The 15,694-nt window shown below is 66.8% G+C and carries 12 protein-coding genes; all 12 read left to right on the top strand.

Annotated elements, in window-relative coordinates; translation table 11 throughout:
* Window positions 1-154 precede the first annotated feature (154 nt).
* The 12 genes from PV766_RS15055 (at window position 155) to PV766_RS15000 (ending at window position 15,669) form a co-directional block, all read left to right on the top strand.
* Window positions 155-1,231, top strand: a complete 1,077-nt coding sequence (locus PV766_RS15055; protein WP_129977362.1) for an ABC transporter ATP-binding protein — start codon at window positions 155-157, stop codon at window positions 1,229-1,231.
* Window positions 1,232-1,301: 70 nt separating this feature from the next.
* The gene (locus PV766_RS15050) at window positions 1,302-2,093 is read left to right on the top strand and encodes an MlaE family ABC transporter permease (protein WP_006552286.1); all 792 of its coding nucleotides are present in this window, start codon (window positions 1,302-1,304) and stop codon (window positions 2,091-2,093) included.
* A gap of 4 nt (window positions 2,094-2,097) precedes the next feature.
* A complete protein-coding gene (locus PV766_RS15045; RefSeq protein WP_064062579.1) occupies window positions 2,098-2,958 on the top strand; it encodes an MlaE family ABC transporter permease in 861 nt (286 codons plus the stop codon).
* Window positions 2,955-4,328: an MCE family protein gene (locus tag PV766_RS15040; RefSeq protein ID WP_255161463.1), complete on the top strand. Its 1,374-nt coding sequence runs from the start codon at window positions 2,955-2,957 to the stop codon at window positions 4,326-4,328. The genes PV766_RS15045 and PV766_RS15040 overlap by 4 nt, the downstream gene beginning before the upstream one ends.
* On the top strand, window positions 4,325-5,404 hold the full coding sequence (locus tag PV766_RS15035; protein ID WP_129977358.1) for an MCE family protein: 1,080 nt from the start codon (window positions 4,325-4,327) through the stop codon (window positions 5,402-5,404). The genes PV766_RS15040 and PV766_RS15035 overlap by 4 nt, the downstream gene beginning before the upstream one ends.
* Window positions 5,401-6,399 carry an MCE family protein gene (locus tag PV766_RS15030; RefSeq protein ID WP_064062576.1) on the top strand — a complete coding sequence of 333 codons (999 nt, stop codon included), beginning with the start codon at window positions 5,401-5,403 and terminating at the stop codon, window positions 6,397-6,399. The genes PV766_RS15035 and PV766_RS15030 overlap by 4 nt, the downstream gene beginning before the upstream one ends.
* On the top strand, window positions 6,399-7,649 hold the full coding sequence (locus PV766_RS15025) for an MCE family protein (RefSeq protein ID WP_064062575.1): 1,251 nt from the start codon (window positions 6,399-6,401) through the stop codon (window positions 7,647-7,649). Before PV766_RS15030 ends, PV766_RS15025 begins: the two co-directional genes overlap by 1 nt.
* A complete protein-coding gene (locus PV766_RS15020; protein ID WP_255161462.1) occupies window positions 7,646-8,974 on the top strand; it encodes an MCE family protein in 1,329 nt (442 codons plus the stop codon). The genes PV766_RS15025 and PV766_RS15020 overlap by 4 nt, the downstream gene beginning before the upstream one ends.
* Window positions 8,971-10,218: an MCE family protein gene (locus PV766_RS15015; protein ID WP_129977354.1), complete on the top strand. Its 1,248-nt coding sequence runs from the start codon at window positions 8,971-8,973 to the stop codon at window positions 10,216-10,218. The genes PV766_RS15020 and PV766_RS15015 overlap by 4 nt, the downstream gene beginning before the upstream one ends.
* A 140-nt stretch (window positions 10,219-10,358) precedes the next feature.
* On the top strand, window positions 10,359-10,919 hold the full coding sequence (locus tag PV766_RS15010; RefSeq protein ID WP_064062572.1) for a hypothetical protein: 561 nt from the start codon (window positions 10,359-10,361) through the stop codon (window positions 10,917-10,919).
* Between the two features lie 31 nt (window positions 10,920-10,950).
* A complete protein-coding gene (locus PV766_RS15005; protein WP_421097309.1) occupies window positions 10,951-11,772 on the top strand; it encodes a hypothetical protein in 822 nt (273 codons plus the stop codon).
* A 390-nt stretch (window positions 11,773-12,162) separates the two neighbouring features.
* Complete coding sequence (locus tag PV766_RS15000; protein ID WP_026003030.1) at window positions 12,163-15,669, top strand: DNA-directed RNA polymerase subunit beta; 3,507 nt, start codon at window positions 12,163-12,165, stop codon at window positions 15,667-15,669.
* Window positions 15,670-15,694 lie beyond the last annotated feature (25 nt).

Below are 15,694 nucleotides of genomic sequence, written 5' to 3'. Positions count from 1 at the left end.
GGCGTTCCTGCAGGTCACGGCGTAAGGCGAGATTTGTGTACCCCTTGTACGAGATCCTTACTCATGAGTAGGATCGCTTGTCTCAGGTACCACTATCCATGCGATAGAGTGGCCCAGCCCACACAGGGGGCGACGGTATCGGATAGCGGAGGTAATCGTGGGAGTCGAGGTTTCCGTCGAGGGACTGACCAAGTCCTTCGGCTCGCAACGCATCTGGCAGGACGTGACGTTGACCCTGCCGGCCGGTGAGGTCAGCGCGCTGCTCGGCCCGTCGGGTACCGGTAAGTCGGTGTTCCTCAAGTCGCTGATCGGTCTGCTGCGTCCGGAGCAGGGATCGATCGTCATCGACGGCACCGACATCCTGCAGTGCTCGAGCAAGGAGCTCTACGAGATCCGCAAGCTGTTCGGGGTGCTGTTCCAGGACGGTGCGTTGTTCGGGTCGATGAATCTCTACGACAATGTCGCCTTCCCGCTGCGCGAGCACACCAAGAAGACCGAATCGGAGATCCGGCAGATCGTGATGAGCAAGCTCGAGCTCGTCGGTCTGCTCGGCGCCGAGGACAAGCTGCCCGGGGAGATCTCCGGGGGGATGCGCAAGCGCGCCGGGCTGGCGCGGGCGCTGGTGCTCGATCCGGAGATCATCCTGGTCGACGAACCGGACTCGGGGCTCGATCCGGTGCGTACCACCTACATCTCGCAGACGTTGATCGATATCAACGCCGAGATCGACGCGACGATCCTGATCGTGTCGCACAACATCAATCTGGCGCGCACGGTGCCGGACAACATCGGGATGTTGTTCCGCCGGCAGTTGGTGATGTTCGGTCCGCGTGAGGTGTTGCTCACTTCGGACGAGCCGGTGGTCAAGCAGTTCCTCAACGGCACGATGATCGGTCCGATCGGGATGTCGGAGGAGAAGGACGAGGCGACGATGGCGCACGAGCAGGCGCTCGTGGAGGCCGGGCATCATGCCGGTGGGGTCGACGACATCGAGGGGATCGTGCCGCAGATGCAGGCGACTCCGGGGATGCCGGAGCGGCAGGCGGTGGCGCGTCGGCAGCAACGGGTGCGCTCGATCCTGCACACCCTGCCTCCGGCCGCCCAACAGGCCATTGCCGAATCGCTCGACCACAACGGCACACCACACACCTCTCGTGGCTACGCCGACGACGACACCCAGGTCATCCCCGCCTACACCGGAGAGGGGTACGAGCAGCAGGTCCAGAGGTAGCAACAGCCTCATCAGCAGGGGTACGGCGACAGAAGTAGTGCAGCCGCAGGCTGGAGAAGTAGGAGAGCAGATGGGGGCGGGCAGTTCGCTCGTGCGGCCGGTTCACGGCGCACTCACCCAGGCCGGCAACATCGTCGAACTGTTCGTCGACGTCGTGCGGAACACTTTCCGCCGACCGTTCCAGTTTCGGGAATTCATCGAGCAGGCGTGGTTCATCGCCAGCGTGACGATTCTTCCGACCGCGCTCGTCGCGATCCCGTTCGGCGCTGTCGTGTCGTTGCAGACCGGTTCGCTGATCAAGCAGCTCGGCGCCGAATCGTTCACGGGCGCAGCGAGTGTCCTGGCGGTCATCCAGCAGGGCAGTCCGATCGTGACGGCCCTGCTGATCGCCGGCGCCGCCGGATCCGCGGTCACCGCCGACCTCGGATCGCGGACGATCCGCGAGGAGATCGACGCCATGGAGGTGCTGGGCATCAATCCCATCCAGCGTCTCGTCGTCCCGCGAGTACTGGCGATGGTTCTCGTCGCGCTTCTGCTCAACGGCCTCGTCTCCGTGATCGGCATCGCCGGTGGTTACTTCTTCAACGTGGTGCTGCAGGGAGGCACGCCCGGCGCGTACCTCGCGTCCTTCTCGGCCCTCGCACAGCTACCCGACCTCTATGTCGCCGAACTCAAGGCCGCGATCTTCGGGTTGATCGCCGGCGTCGTCGCGTCCTACAAGGGCCTGCACCCCGGTGCGGGGCCGAAAGGCGTGGGGGAGGCCGTGAATCAGACCGTCGTCATCACGTTCCTGCTGCTCTTCTTCGCGAACCTGATCCTGACGATGGTGTACCTGCAGATCGTTCCTGCGAAGGGATCCTGACCAGATGACAGTCTCCAGAGGCCGCGGAGATCTCGTTCTTCTCCGGGGTCGCCGAGCGGTGCGCGCACCGCTGAACATGCTCGACCGCGCGGGCGACCAGATGTCCTTCTATGCGCGTGCGGTGGCATGGACCCCGCGAACCCTGACCCACTACCGCAAGGAAGTCCTGCGGTTGCTCGCCGAGGTCACTTTCGGCAGCGGTGCACTCGCCGTGATCGGTGGCACCATCGGCGTCATCGCAATGATGTCCGGCTTCACCGGCGTCGTGGTGGGTCTGCAGGGTTACGCCGCGCTGGAACAGCTCGGTTCGTCGGTGCTCACCGGCTTCCTCTCGGCCTACGTCAACACCCGTGAGCTCGCCCCCATCGTCGCGGCGCTCGCGTTGTCGGCGACGGTGGGCTGCGGCTTCACGGCACAGCTCGGCGCCATGAGGATCAGCGAGGAGATCGACGCCCTCGAAGTGATGGCCGTGCCGTCGCTGCCGTTCCTGGTGACCTCCCGGATGATCGCCGGCTTCGTCGCCGTGATCCCGCTGTACATCATCGGTCTCCTCGCCGCCTACCTCGCGACCCGCACGATCAGCACGCTGTTCAACGGCCAGTCGAGCGGCTCGTACGACCATTATTTCTATCTGTTCCTCCCACCCGAGGACGTGCTCTATTCGTTCGCGAAAGTGCTGGTCTTCGCGTTCGTGGTGATTCTCATCCACTGCTACTACGGCTTCCACGCCAGCGGCGGCCCCGCCGGTGTCGGTGTGGCCGTGGGCCGCGCGGTGCGCACCGCGATCGTCACGATCGCCGTTCTCGACTTCTTCCTCAGCCTCGCGATCTGGGGCACGTCGACCACGGTGAGGGTTGCCGGATGAGCGACACGACCACTTCGCCGTTGCGTCGCCGCACCCTGGGCCTCGTCTTCTTCGTGGTGCTGGCGCTGTTCCTCTACGTCACGATTGCGATGTACAACAAGACCTTCACGAAGGTCGTGGAGGTCGATCTCCGCACCGACAGCATCGGAAACGCGCTGCCGCTCAATGCGGACGTGAAGGCGCGCGGTGTGCTCGTCGGTGAGGTCCGCGGAACGAGCGCGGAAGGCGGCGACGTCACCGCGCATCTCGCCCTCGACCCCGACAAGGCCGCCCTGATCCCGGTGAACGCGACCGCCCAGCTGCTGCCGAAGACCCTCTTCGGCGAGCGGTACGTCTCGCTGATCCTGCCCGACGACCCGGACCGCCCCGTCACGAACGGCGACGTGCTGGTGCAGGACACCAGCGAACGCACCGTCGAACTCGGCGACGTGCTCGACGGGCTGCTCCCGCTCCTCGAGGCCGTCCCGCCGCAGGACCTCGCCAACACGCTCGGTGCCCTGGCACAGGGATTGAGCGGTCGCGGTGAGAAGCTGGGACGGACGGTCGACGACCTCGAACGGATCTTCCGCGAGGTGAACGTCGAACTGCCCACCCTGCAGGAGGATCTGCGCGGACTCGCCGACTTCTCACAGACCTACTCCGAGGCCGCACCCGATCTCGTCGAGGCGCTGAACAACCTGCGCACGACGGGCGGCACGGTCGTCGAACAGCAGAACCAGATCCGCACCCTGCTCGCGAGCGCGACGGGAGCGTCGTCGCAGACGGCCGATTTCATCGAGCAGAACTCCCGCTCGATCATCACCCTGTCCGCCGATTCGAAGGAAGCGTTGCAGATCCTCGCACGGTACTCGCCGTCCTTCCCGTGCACCTTCGAAGAATTCGCCGCTGCGAAGCCGGCTGCTGTCGACCTGCTCGGCGTGGACGACCCCTACCCGGGAGTGCGCGCGAACATCCAGTTCACCAATCCCAAGGGTCGCTACCTGCCGAACCAGGACGAGCCACGACTCCTCGACGATCGCGGACCGGCCTGTTACGGCGACGTCACCGCGCCCGGCCGCAAGTTCCCGCAGTATCCGGGCGGCTCGATCAACGACGGTTCCTACCAGGTCCCGTCGCGTAATCCCGGCCCGGCGACCGTCGACTTCTTCCCTGCTCCGGAAGGATCCGGCGTGCCCGACGCGGTCGGCGACATCATCGGCACCTCGAACAATGACGCGACTCCGGTCTCGTACGCCGGTTCGCGTATGGAACAGGACACGCTCGACGTGATCTACGGACAGGCCACCGGCGTCGAACCCCAGGACGTACCGTCCTGGACCACCCGGCTCGGGGCTCCGGCGATCCGCGGTACGGAGGTGAGCTTCCAGTGAGAGGCCTGGCAGCACCCCTGATCAAACTCGTCGTGTTCGCTGTCGTCACCGTCCTCGCGACCGGTGTTCTCGCCGCGACCATCGCGAGTGTCGGAGGTGGTGGCGGAACGAAGTTCCACGCGATCTTCTCCGACGTCACCTCGCTCAACCCGGGCGACGACATCCGGATCGCGGGTGTCCGTGTGGGGCAGGTCGAGGAGATCTCGGTCTTCGACGAACGGCAGGCGCGGGTCACCTTCTCGCTCGAGGAGCGCGACTGGCTCCCGGCCGGTGCCACCGCGACCATCCGGTTCCGCAATCTCGTCGGCCAGCGGTACGTCGCCCTCGCTCAGGGCGAGGGCCGGCAGGGCGAGAAGATCACCGGCGGCGCGACGATCCCGATCGAACGCACCAAACCGGCGGTGAATCTCACGACGCTCTTCGACGGCTTCCGGCCGTTGTTCCAGACCCTGAGCGCCGACGACGTCAACAAGCTCTCGTTCCAGATCGTCCAGGTGTTCCAGGGCGAGGCGGGCACCGTCGATGACCTGGTCCGCAGCACCGCGTCGCTGACGAACACCATCGCCGACAAGGATCGGGTGATCGGTGCGGTGATCGACAATCTCAACACCGTCCTCGCCACGATCGACCAGCGCGACGAGCAGCTCGATTCGCTGCTGGTCAACACGCAGGCACTGGTCAGCGGCCTGTCGGCCGACCGGGCCACTGTGGGCTCGGCGGTGCAGTCGATGGCCGGGCTGACGGACGCGGTATCCGACGTGCTCGAACCCACCCGCCCGTCGATCGCGCAGTCGATCACGGCCCTCGATCAGGTGGCCTCGAACCTCAACGCGAATCGCGGCGAGCTCGACCGTGTCCTCGAGACGCTGCCGGTGAAGCTCGACAAGCTCGCACGCGTCGCCAGTTACGGCTCGTGGTTCCAGTTCTATCTGTGCGGTATCGACGTCATCGCAGGGCCCGGCTCGGTTCCGTACCTCAATCTGCCGACGGGGTTGCCGACCGTGAATCAACCCATCTACACGAATGCGGCCAAGCGTTGCTCGCAGGACGGGATGCAGGAGTTGCAGGGACGATGAGCACACGTCGTAGTCCGGCCGCCGCCGGTGCCCTGGGCATCGTCGTGGTGCTGCTGGGGACACTGTCCGCCTTCTTCCTCGACGAACTACCCATCATCGGGGCAGGCGCGACCTACAAGGCCGAGTTCAGCGAGGCCGCGGGCCTCAAACCCACCAACGAGGTGCGCATCGCCGGCGTGAAGGTCGGCAAGGTCACCGGCGTCGACCTCGAAGGCGACCGGGTGATCGTCTCGTTCAAGGTCCAGGACGCGTGGGTCGGGAACGACACGTCCGCCTCGATCCAGATCAAGACCATCCTCGGGCAGAAATATCTCGCACTCGACCCGCGGGGCACGGAGGTGCTCGACCCCGATCACCGGATCCCGCTCGACCGGACGGTCGCGCCGTACGACGTGATCGAGGCGTTCTCGTCGGCGGCCACGACCCTCGGTGAGATCGACTCGGAACAGCTGGCGACCGGCTTCGAGACCCTGTCGGAGGCGTTCTCGGAGACACCCGACGACATCCGGGCTTCGATCGACGGCATCAGCCGCCTGTCCGAGACGGTCTCGAGCCGCGATCAGGAGTTGAAGAGGCTGCTCGACGCGACCGGCAACGTGTCGAAGGTGCTCGCCGACCGCAATGCCGAGTTCAACCGGCTGCTCTCCGACGGTGCCCTGCTCGTCGAGGAACTCAACAACCGTCAGCAGGCGATCTCGCAGTTGCTCGACGGCACCAGGAGACTGTCGGCCGAACTGTCGGGACTCGTCGAGGAGAACCGCGAGACCATCGGTCCCGCCCTGCAGCAACTCCGCGGTGTCGTCGACGTCCTCCAGGAGAACAACGACAACCTCGATCGGGCGATGCAACTGTACGAACCGTTCGTCCGCGTCTACACCAACGTCGTCGGCAACGGCCGGTGGTTCGACCAGGTCATCGTGAACCTCACGCCGCCCGGCCTGCCCGAGATCCCCGGTTACCGCGAGCCCGGTCGCCGTCTGGAAGGGGGCAACTGATGGCACACGCCGAGAACGGCGAGTCCCGCGGCAATCGCGGGCGCATCGCGCTGATCGCAGCCGTCGTCGCGGGCGTGGTGGCCCTGGCCGGAGCGGGGTGGTGGATGTTCACCCGGCTGGGCACCACCGAGATCACTGCCTATTTCGACAAGGCCGTGGGCATCTACGAGGGCTCCGACGTCCGGGTGCTGGGCGTCGAGGTGGGGAAGGTGACGTCCGTGGAGCCGCAGGGCGACCTCGTGAAGGTCGGGCTGCGGGTCGATCGCGGGGTCGACATTCCCGCCGACGCGCGTGCCGTGCAGATCACGCCGTCCGTCGTCGCCGACCGCTACGTGCAGCTCACCCCTGCTTACACCGGTGGCGACACGATGAGCAGCGGCGCGGTGATCGATCGCGACCGCACCGCCACCCCGGTGGAGGTCGATGCGCTCTATGCGAGCATCGACGAACTGTCGCGCGCGCTCGGCCCGAACGGGGCGAACCGCGAAGGCGCACTCACCGACTTCGTGGAGGTCGGGGCGCAGAATCTTGCCGGCAACGGCGAGGCGCTCGGCCAGAGCATCGAGAACCTGTCGGCTGCTGCGCGCACGCTCGACCAGTCGCGCGACGATCTCTACGGGACGATCGAGAACCTGCAGATCTTCGTCAGTGCCCTCGCGGCCAACGACGAGCAGGTTCGCCAGTTCAACGCCCAGCTCGCCGATCTGTCGGGTTTCCTGGCGGGGGAGCGGCAGAATCTCGGCGAGGCCCTGAACACCCTGTCGGTCACGCTCGGCGACGTTGCGACGTTCGTGCGCGACAACCAGGCTGCTGTGAAGGATAATGTCGACGCGCTCGTGCCGATCACGGAGACCTTGGCGAACCGCCGCCAGGAACTCGTGGATTCGCTGACGCTGCTCCCGCTGGCGGTGAGCAACCTCGTCAACTCGTACGACGCCGAAGCGGGCGCGCTCGCCTCACGGCTGGTGCTGCCCGACCTGCAGGATCCCGCGGGAGCGGTCTGCAAGCTCATCGACCTGGGGAAGCTCGTGCCCGGAGACCCACGTTTCGAGCAGCTCGGCCGGCAGATGCAGCCGTTGATCGACCGTTGCCGCGATGTCGCGACGCAGATCACCGAGGACCAGCGGTCCCCGGATCTGATCCTGCCGTTCGGGATCCTCAGCGGTGAGAACATTCAGCGGCAGGTCACTCCGGGCACGGTGCCCGGCGTGGTCTCGCCCCGTTTCGACCTCCAGGGAGAAGATCGGTGAGCGGCGCGAAGAGCGCGGGTCGCGCAACGGCATTCGGCGCGGCCGCGTGCGTGGTCGCGGTGACGGTCACGGGGTGCGGGGGGTTGTCCGACATCCCGCTGCCCGGCGGCGCCGATGTGGGCAGCGACCCGATCCGTCTGTCGATCCAGTTCGACGATGTGCTCGACCTGGTTCCGCAGTCGAGTGTGAAGGTCGACGGCGTTCCGGTGGGGCGCGTCGAATCCATCTCGGTCGCATCCGATTTCGGATGGACCGCCGATGTCGGCATCGTGCTCGACTCGAGCGTCGACCTTCCGGCGAACGCCTTCGCGACCGTCGAACAATCGAGCCTGCTCGGCGAGAAGTTCGTTCAGCTCACCCCGCCGGAGGACGAGCCCCCCACCGGCCGGCTCGCCGACGGCGACGTGATCCCGCTCGAGCGGACTCGGCACGCGACCGAACTCGAACCGGTGCTCGGCGCGCTGTCACTGCTGCTCAACGGTGGCGGTGTGGGTCAGCTCGCGCCGATCGTCAGCGAGCTGTCGACGGCCTTCGACGGGCGCGAAGGCACCACCCGCAGCCTCATCGAGCAGGCCGAAACGCTCATCACCGGCCTCGAGCAGCAGCGCGACGACATCACGCGGGCACTGGACGGTCTCGACGAGCTGACGGTGCGGGTCGCGGATCAGAACGAGAAGATCGCCGCGGTACTCGACGAGCTGCCGGTCGCGACCGAGGTGCTCGAACAGCAGCGGCCCCAGCTCACCCAGTTGCTCGGTCAGCTCGACCGGCTCGGCACCGCGGGTGTCGACGTTCTCGATCGGTCCAAGGAGGATCTGATCGCCGATCTGCTCGCGCTGCGGCCGACTCTCCAGCAACTCGCGGCCTCGGGCGACGACCTCGTCGAGGCACTCGCCTTCGTGCCCACGGTGCCGTTCCCGGACGGCGTCGAGAAGGTCGCGCTGGGCAGCTCGGTGAACCTCTTCCTGCTGGTCGACCTGCAGATCGGCGATGCACTGGCCGCGCTCGGCGTGGGCCAGGGCGAACCGGTCTACCGTGAGCCCGCCTTCGGCAACCCGAAGCCGCTGGTCGATCCGTCCAACCCGTATTACGGCGGCAACGGCCCGGCACCCGGCTGGCCGACGGTGTCGTTGTTGCCGGTGCTTCCCACCCCGAGGCTGCCGGGCGGTCTGAGACTGCCCGAGGGCGTGTCGCTGCCCGACGGAATCGAGATCCCCGGGGTCACCGAAGCGGGCGCCGACACGAATACCGAAGGTGACGAGGCCCCGCCGCCGGGGCCGCTGGACGGTGTGCTGAATCAGCTCGGATTCGGGGGTGGGCAGTGAGATCGCGCCTGGTGAAAGTGCAGCTCGCGCTGTTCGTGATCATCGCGCTGCTCGGCGTCGTGTTCGTCGGCGCCCGGTACGTGCGTCTCGACAACCTGATGGGATTCGGCCAGTACTCCGTCGACGCGCGGTTCCCGAGCGCCGGCGGTGTCTTCCCGAACGCCGAGGTCACCTACCGCGGCGTGCCGGTGGGCCGGGTCGGGCCGCTCACGCTCACGGACGACGGCATCAACGTCGAGCTGCGGCTGGACAACGGCGGCCCGCAGATCCCCGCGTCGGCGCGGCCGGTGGTGGCCAACCGGTCGGCGATCGGCGAACAGTACGTCGATCTGCAGCCGCCGAACGACGAGGGCCCGTATCTCACGGACGGGTCGGTGATCGTGGGCACCGAGGAGGATCTGCCCACGCCGGTCGAGGATCTGCTCGTGAGCACGAACGACCTCGTGCGCTCGGTTCCGCTCGAACCGCTGCGCACGGTCGTCACCGAACTCGGAGCGGCCTTCGACGGCCGAGGCGACGACCTGCAGGTGCTCATCGACGCGCTTGCCGGTCTCAGCGAGAAGGGGTCGGAATATCTGCCGCAGACGGTCACCTTGATCCGCGACAGCCTCACGGTGCTGAACACGCAGTCCGACCAGTCGTCGGCGATCCGGCAGTTCAGCTCGGACCTGGATCTGGTGACCGCTCAGCTCCGCGACAGCGATCCCGATCTGCGGCGGCTCATCGAGACCGGCACCGACGCGAGCGATCAGCTCTCGCAGTTGATCGAGGGTTCCGGTCCGGGTCTGACGGCCGATCTCGCCAACCTCGCCGCAGTGGCGGAGACGGCCGCACCGCAAGCGACCGCCCTGCAGCCGCTGTTGGCGTTCCTGCCTGCGGTCGCAGCCAGTGCCGGTACGGTCGCTCCGGGCGACGGCGCGGTGCGGCAAGGCATCGTGCTCGAGACCAACAATCCACCTTCGTGCACCATCGGGTACGAGGGGACGCAGGAGATCCTCGCGCAGATGCGCGCGCAGGATCCGAACTTCGACGACACCCAGCAGGATTTCCCGCTCGACACGAACGCGTCGTGCGAGGTACCCCAGGGCAGTGTCACCGGCGTGCGGAGCGCGAACCGCATCGTCTTCGCCGATCCGAACACGATCCAGCCCTGGGATTTCACACCGAAGAAGGACCCGGACAAGCTCAACCTGAATCCGATCGCGACGCAGCTCGCGCCGTTGCTCGGAGTCACCCCGAAGTGAGCAGTAAGTAGGTTTGTGGAGTGAGTGCACCAAGATCCTCCGACGCTCCGCCCGCCCCGCCCCCGTCTGCCGACGACCTGTCGCCGGCGGATGCGCGAGGTGCGGGCGGAGCACGCAGAGCAGCTCTCGCGGCTGTCTCCGTGCTCGCCGCCGTCGCCCTCGGGGCAGCGGTGTGGTTCGGGTACGGCTGGGGGCACGCGCTCCTGGTGGATCGGGCGGCGGCCGAGACGCGCGATGCCGCGTTGTCGGGAGCGATGCAGGCCGCCGTCAATCTGAACAGTGTCGACGCCGACGCTGTCGATGTGTCCCTCGAGAACATGCGGTCGTCGATCACCGGCGACGCCCTGCGCAACGATCTGGCAGCGACCGAGGAGGACATCCGGGCGCGGGTCGCGGAGACCGGCACGAGCATGTCGGCGGAGGTGCTGTTCGGCACGCTCACCGAGCTCAACACCGACGACGATCTCGGAAAAGCGCTGGTGGTGCTCGCGGTGCGCACCGAGACCCCCGAGTACTTCGTGACGAACAAGGTCCCGGTGCTCGTGTCGTTGCGCAAGGACGGCGATGTGTGGAAGGCCGAGACGATCGAACCGCTCGCATCGGCCGAGATGGAGTCAGGACCGGCACCCGGTGCGACGCCCTCGGCTCCCGCTCCGGTCCCCGGCGCGGAGACCGCACCCGAGGGAGAGGCCGGCCCGTGATGTTCGGCAAGTCGACGAAGGAGAACGTGTAGTGCCCCCGCAGCGACGGAAGTCCGGCCCGAGCGGACCCCCGCGCCGCCGGCCGAAGGTCGCCGGATCGTCCCGGCCACCCCGGATGACACCCGCCGACGACGAGCGCTCGGACGCCCCGGACCGGTCGATCGTGTCTTCGGACGCGGCGTCCTCGTCGCCCGAACCGGTCCGGCCCGCCGAGGTGAACCTGAAGAAGCCGGCGAAGACGGTTCCCCGGACCGAGAGCGAGGTCAGGGCGGAGACCGGGACTTCCGCGATCCCGCGCGAGCCGGCGAACTCACCCGATCGTCCCGCAGGCGACACCGGGGACATCGACGCGCCGCAGGGCGGGTCCGGTGGGTGGCGGCCGGTGGTCGTCGTCGGTGCAGTGGCGGTCGTGCTCGCCGCGGTCGCCGCGGTCGCCGCCTTCCGTCCCGGTGCCGAGGTCTCCAACGCGGCGTGGGTCGACACCGCGGCCACGCAGGAGGTCACCGAGGCCGCGAAGGTCGCGATCGAGACGATGCACGGCTACGACTATCGAACGATCGACGAGGACTTCGCGCAGATCCGGGAGTTGTTGACCCCGGAGCGGCTCGAGGAGTTCGACTCGACTGCCGACGTCACCAAGAAGGCCGCGGTCGACACCCGCACCGTCACCGAGGTGATGGTCGAGCACATCGGCGCGACGATGCTCGACGACACCCACGCGGAGGTGGCTGCGTACATCAACGTGAGTGCCACCGGCGACGGCATCGCCCAGGGGAGCGCGGCCGCGCCGCTGCTGGTGAGGATGGAGAAGTCGGACGGACGATGGCTGGTCTCGGAGATCCGCGACCGGTGATGACGACGGCGGACCACCGTCGTCGGGGGCGGTCTCTCCGGTCGCGACGCGCGGATCGTTCCGGATACTCGGTCTTGACGCGGGCGACGCGAGCGGTCACTCTATCGGTACGCCTGTTCGACTGAAGGCTTCCTCGTGAGCCGCTCGCGGTCGTTTGCCAGGCTTCTTTCAGGCACCCCTGTGGACATTACACCTACTCAGGTGTAGGTTGGTTGTTTGCGCTGGCTGCCTCCTGTTCACCTTCTGATCGCCGAGTCGGAATTCGCCTGTTCGGGCGAGTCCGTCCCGGTGTGTCGGTGGGGTTTCCGATCGGGTTGCGACCAGCGACAACGCCCCACATGAAGAAGCAGGTACAGCGGCGGTCGCACCGGTTGGAGCGGCCCGCATGAGGTGCTGGAAGGACGCATCTTGGCAGTCTCTAGCCAGACCAAGGCAGTAGCCGGAATCCCCGGAGCCCCGACGAGGGTGTCGTTCGCGAAGATTCGCGAACCCCTCGAAGTTCCCGGGCTCCTCGATCTACAGACCGATTCGTTCGAATGGTTGATCGGCTCGGAGCGCTGGCGCGCGAAGGCTGCCGAGCGCGGCGACGGTCACGTCGTCGGTGGCCTGGAAGAAATCCTCGACGAGCTCTCGCCCATCGAGGACTTCTCGGGTTCGATGTCCCTGTCCTTCTCCGATCCGCGCTTCGACGAGGTCAAGGCCTCCGTCGAGGAGTGCAAGGACAAGGACATGACGTACGCGGCTCCGCTGTTCGTCACCGCCGAGTTCATCAACAACAACACCGGTGAGATCAAGAGCCAGACGGTCTTCATGGGTGATTTCCCGATGATGACCGACAAGGGCACCTTCATCATCAACGGCACCGAGCGTGTCGTGGTGTCGCAGCTCGTGCGTTCGCCCGGTGTGTATTTCGACAAGAACGTCGACAAGAGCACCGAGAAGGACCTGCACAGCGTCAAGGTCATCCCGGGCCGGGGTGCCTGGCTCGAGTTCGACGTCGACAAGCGCGACACCGTCGGTGTGCGTATCGACCGCAAGCGTCGTCAGCCGGTCACCGTGCTGCTCAAGGCGCTGGGCTGGTCCACCGAGCAGATCGTCGAGCGTTTCGGGTTCTCCGAGATCATGATGTCGACGCTCGAGAAGGACAACACGGCGGGCACCGACGAGGCGCTCCTCGACATCTACCGCAAGCTCCGTCCGGGCGAGCCGCCGACCAAGGAGAGCGCGCAGACCCTGCTGGAGAACCTCTTCTTCAAGGACAAGCGCTACGACCTGGCGCGCGTGGGCCGTTACAAGATCAACAAGAAGCTCGGCCTGAACACGGGCCAGCCGATCGAGGCGTCCACCCTCACCGAGGAAGACATCGTCGCCACGATCGAGTACCTCGTGCGCCTGCACGCGGGCGAGAACAAGATGACCGTCCCCGGCGGCGTCGAGGTTCCCGTCGAGGTCGACGACATCGACCACTTCGGCAACCGTCGTCTGCGCACGGTCGGCGAGCTCATCCAGAACCAGATCCGCGTGGGCCTGTCCCGCATGGAGCGCGTGGTCCGTGAGCGCATGACCACCCAGGACGTCGAGGCGATCACGCCGCAGACCCTGATCAACATCCGTCCGGTCGTGGCCGCGATCAAGGAGTTCTTCGGAACCTCCCAGCTGTCGCAGTTCATGGACCAGAACAACCCGCTCTCGGGCCTGACCCACAAGCGTCGCCTGTCGGCGCTGGGCCCCGGCGGTCTGTCGCGTGAGCGCGCCGGCCTCGAGGTCCGCGACGTCCACCCGTCCCACTACGGCCGCATGTGCCCGATCGAGACCCCGGAAGGCCCGAACATCGGCCTGATCGGCTCGCTGTCGGTGTACGCGCGGGTCAACCCGTTCGGTTTCATCGAGACGCCCTACCGCAGGGTCGTCGACGGTGTCGTAACCGACGAGGTCGAGTACCTCACCGCCGACGAGGAGGACCGCTACCTCATCGCGCAGGCCAACTCGCCGATCGGTTCCGACAGCCGCTTCGCGGACGAGCGTGTGCTCGTCCGTAAGAAGGGCGCCGAGATCGAGTACGTCTCCGCCGACCAGGTCGAGTACATGGACGTCTCCCCGCGCCAGATGGTGTCGGTCGCGACCGCCATGATCCCGTTCCTCGAGCACGACGACGCCAACCGTGCCCTCATGGGCGCGAACATGCAGCGTCAGGCCGTGCCGCTGGTGCGCAGCGAGTCGCCGATCGTCGGTACGGGCATGGAGCTGCGTGCCGCCGTCGACGCCGGCGACGTCATCGTCACCGAGAAGAGCGGCGTGATCGAAGAGGTCTCCGCCGACTTCATCACCGTGATGGCCGACGACGGAACCCGCAAGACCTACCGTCTGCGCAAGTTCGACCGTTCGAACCAGGGCACCTGCTCGAACCAGCGTCCGATCGTGGACGAGGGACAGCGCGTCGAGTCCGGCCAGGTCCTCGCCGACGGCCCCTGCACCGAGAACGGTGAGATGGCGCTCGGCAAGAACCTGCTCGTGGCGATCATGCCGTGGGAGGGCCACAACTACGAGGACGCGATCATCCTGTCGCAGCGCCTCGTGGAGGAGGACGTGCTCACCTCGATCCACATCGAGGAGCACGAGATCGATGCCCGCGACACCAAGCTCGGTGCCGAGGAGATCACCCGCGACATCCCGAACGTCTCCGACGAGGTCCTCGCCGATCTCGACGAGCGCGGCATCGTCCGCATCGGTGCCGAGGTCCGCGACGGCGACATCCTCGTCGGCAAGGTCACGCCGAAGGGCGAGACCGAGCTGACCCCCGAGGAGCGCCTGCTCCGTGCGATCTTCGGTGAGAAGGCGCGCGAGGTCCGCGACACCTCGCTGAAGGTGCCCCACGGCGAGAACGGCAAGGTCATCGGCGTGCGCGTGTTCTCGCGCGAGGACGACGACGATCTGCCTCCGGGCGTCAACGAGCTCGTCCGCGTGTACGTGGCGCAGAAGCGCAAGATCCAGGACGGCGACAAGCTCGCCGGCCGCCACGGCAACAAGGGCGTCATCGGCAAGATCCTCCCGCAGGAGGACATGCCGTTCCTGCCCGACGGCACCCCGGTCGACATCATCCTGAACACCCACGGTGTTCCGCGTCGTATGAACATCGGTCAGGTGCTCGAGACGCACCTCGGCTGGATCGGCAAGGCCGGCTGGCAGATCCAGGTGGCCGGCGACGGCAGCCGTCCCGAGTGGGCGCAGAACCTCTCCGAGGAGATGCTCGCCGCCGAGCCCGACACCAACATCGCCACCCCGGTGTTCGACGGTGCCCGCGAGGAGGAGCTGACGGGTCTGCTGTCCTCGACGCTGCCGAACCGCGACGGCGAGGTCATGGTCGGTCCCGACGGCAAGGCGACGCTGTTCGACGGTCGCTCCGGCGAGCCGTTCCCGTACCCGGTGTCGGTCGGCTACATGTACATCATCAAGCTGCACCACCTGGTCGACGACAAGATCCACGCGCGTTCGACCGGCCCGTACTCGATGATCACGCAGCAGCCGCTCGGTGGTAAGGCGCAGTTCGGTGGTCAGCGCTTCGGTGAGATGGAGTGCTGGGCGATGCAGGCCTACGGTGCCGCTTACACGCTCCAGGAGCTGCTCACGATCAAGTCCGACGACGTGGTCGGCCGCGTGAAGGTCTACGAGGCCATCGTCAAGGGCGAGAACATCCCCGAGCCGGGTATCCCCGAGTCGTTCAAGGTGCTCCTCAAGGAACTCCAGTCGCTGTGCCTGAACGTGGAGGTGCTCTCCAGCGACGGCGCGGCCATCGCGATGGCCGACGGCGACGACGAGGACCTCGAGCGGGCGGCCGCCAACCTGGGCATCAACCTTTCCCGCAACGAGTCGGCCACGGTCGACGACCTCGCGAACTAGGAGCCGACCCGATGCGGTACGCCGA

Origin of the sequence: Rhodococcus sp. As11 (assembly GCF_048957735.1) — a bacterium.
Classification (GTDB): Bacteria; Actinomycetota; Actinomycetes; order Mycobacteriales; family Mycobacteriaceae; genus Rhodococcus; species Rhodococcus gordoniae.
The sequence above is the reverse complement of the archived record's forward strand: the minus strand, read 5'-3'. Positions and strand labels throughout refer to the sequence as shown.

Coding starts and splice junctions, on each gene's coding strand:
- PV766_RS15050 (WP_006552286.1), top strand. CDS start 1,302: ATGGGGGCGGGCAGTTCGCTCGTGCGGCCGGTTCACGGCGCACTCACC.
- PV766_RS15040 (WP_255161463.1), top strand. CDS start 2,955: ATGAGCGACACGACCACTTCGCCGTTGCGTCGCCGCACCCTGGGCCTC.
- PV766_RS15025 (WP_064062575.1), top strand. CDS start 6,399: ATGGCACACGCCGAGAACGGCGAGTCCCGCGGCAATCGCGGGCGCATC.
- PV766_RS15045 (WP_064062579.1), top strand. CDS start 2,098: ATGACAGTCTCCAGAGGCCGCGGAGATCTCGTTCTTCTCCGGGGTCGC.
- PV766_RS15030 (WP_064062576.1), top strand. CDS start 5,401: ATGAGCACACGTCGTAGTCCGGCCGCCGCCGGTGCCCTGGGCATCGTC.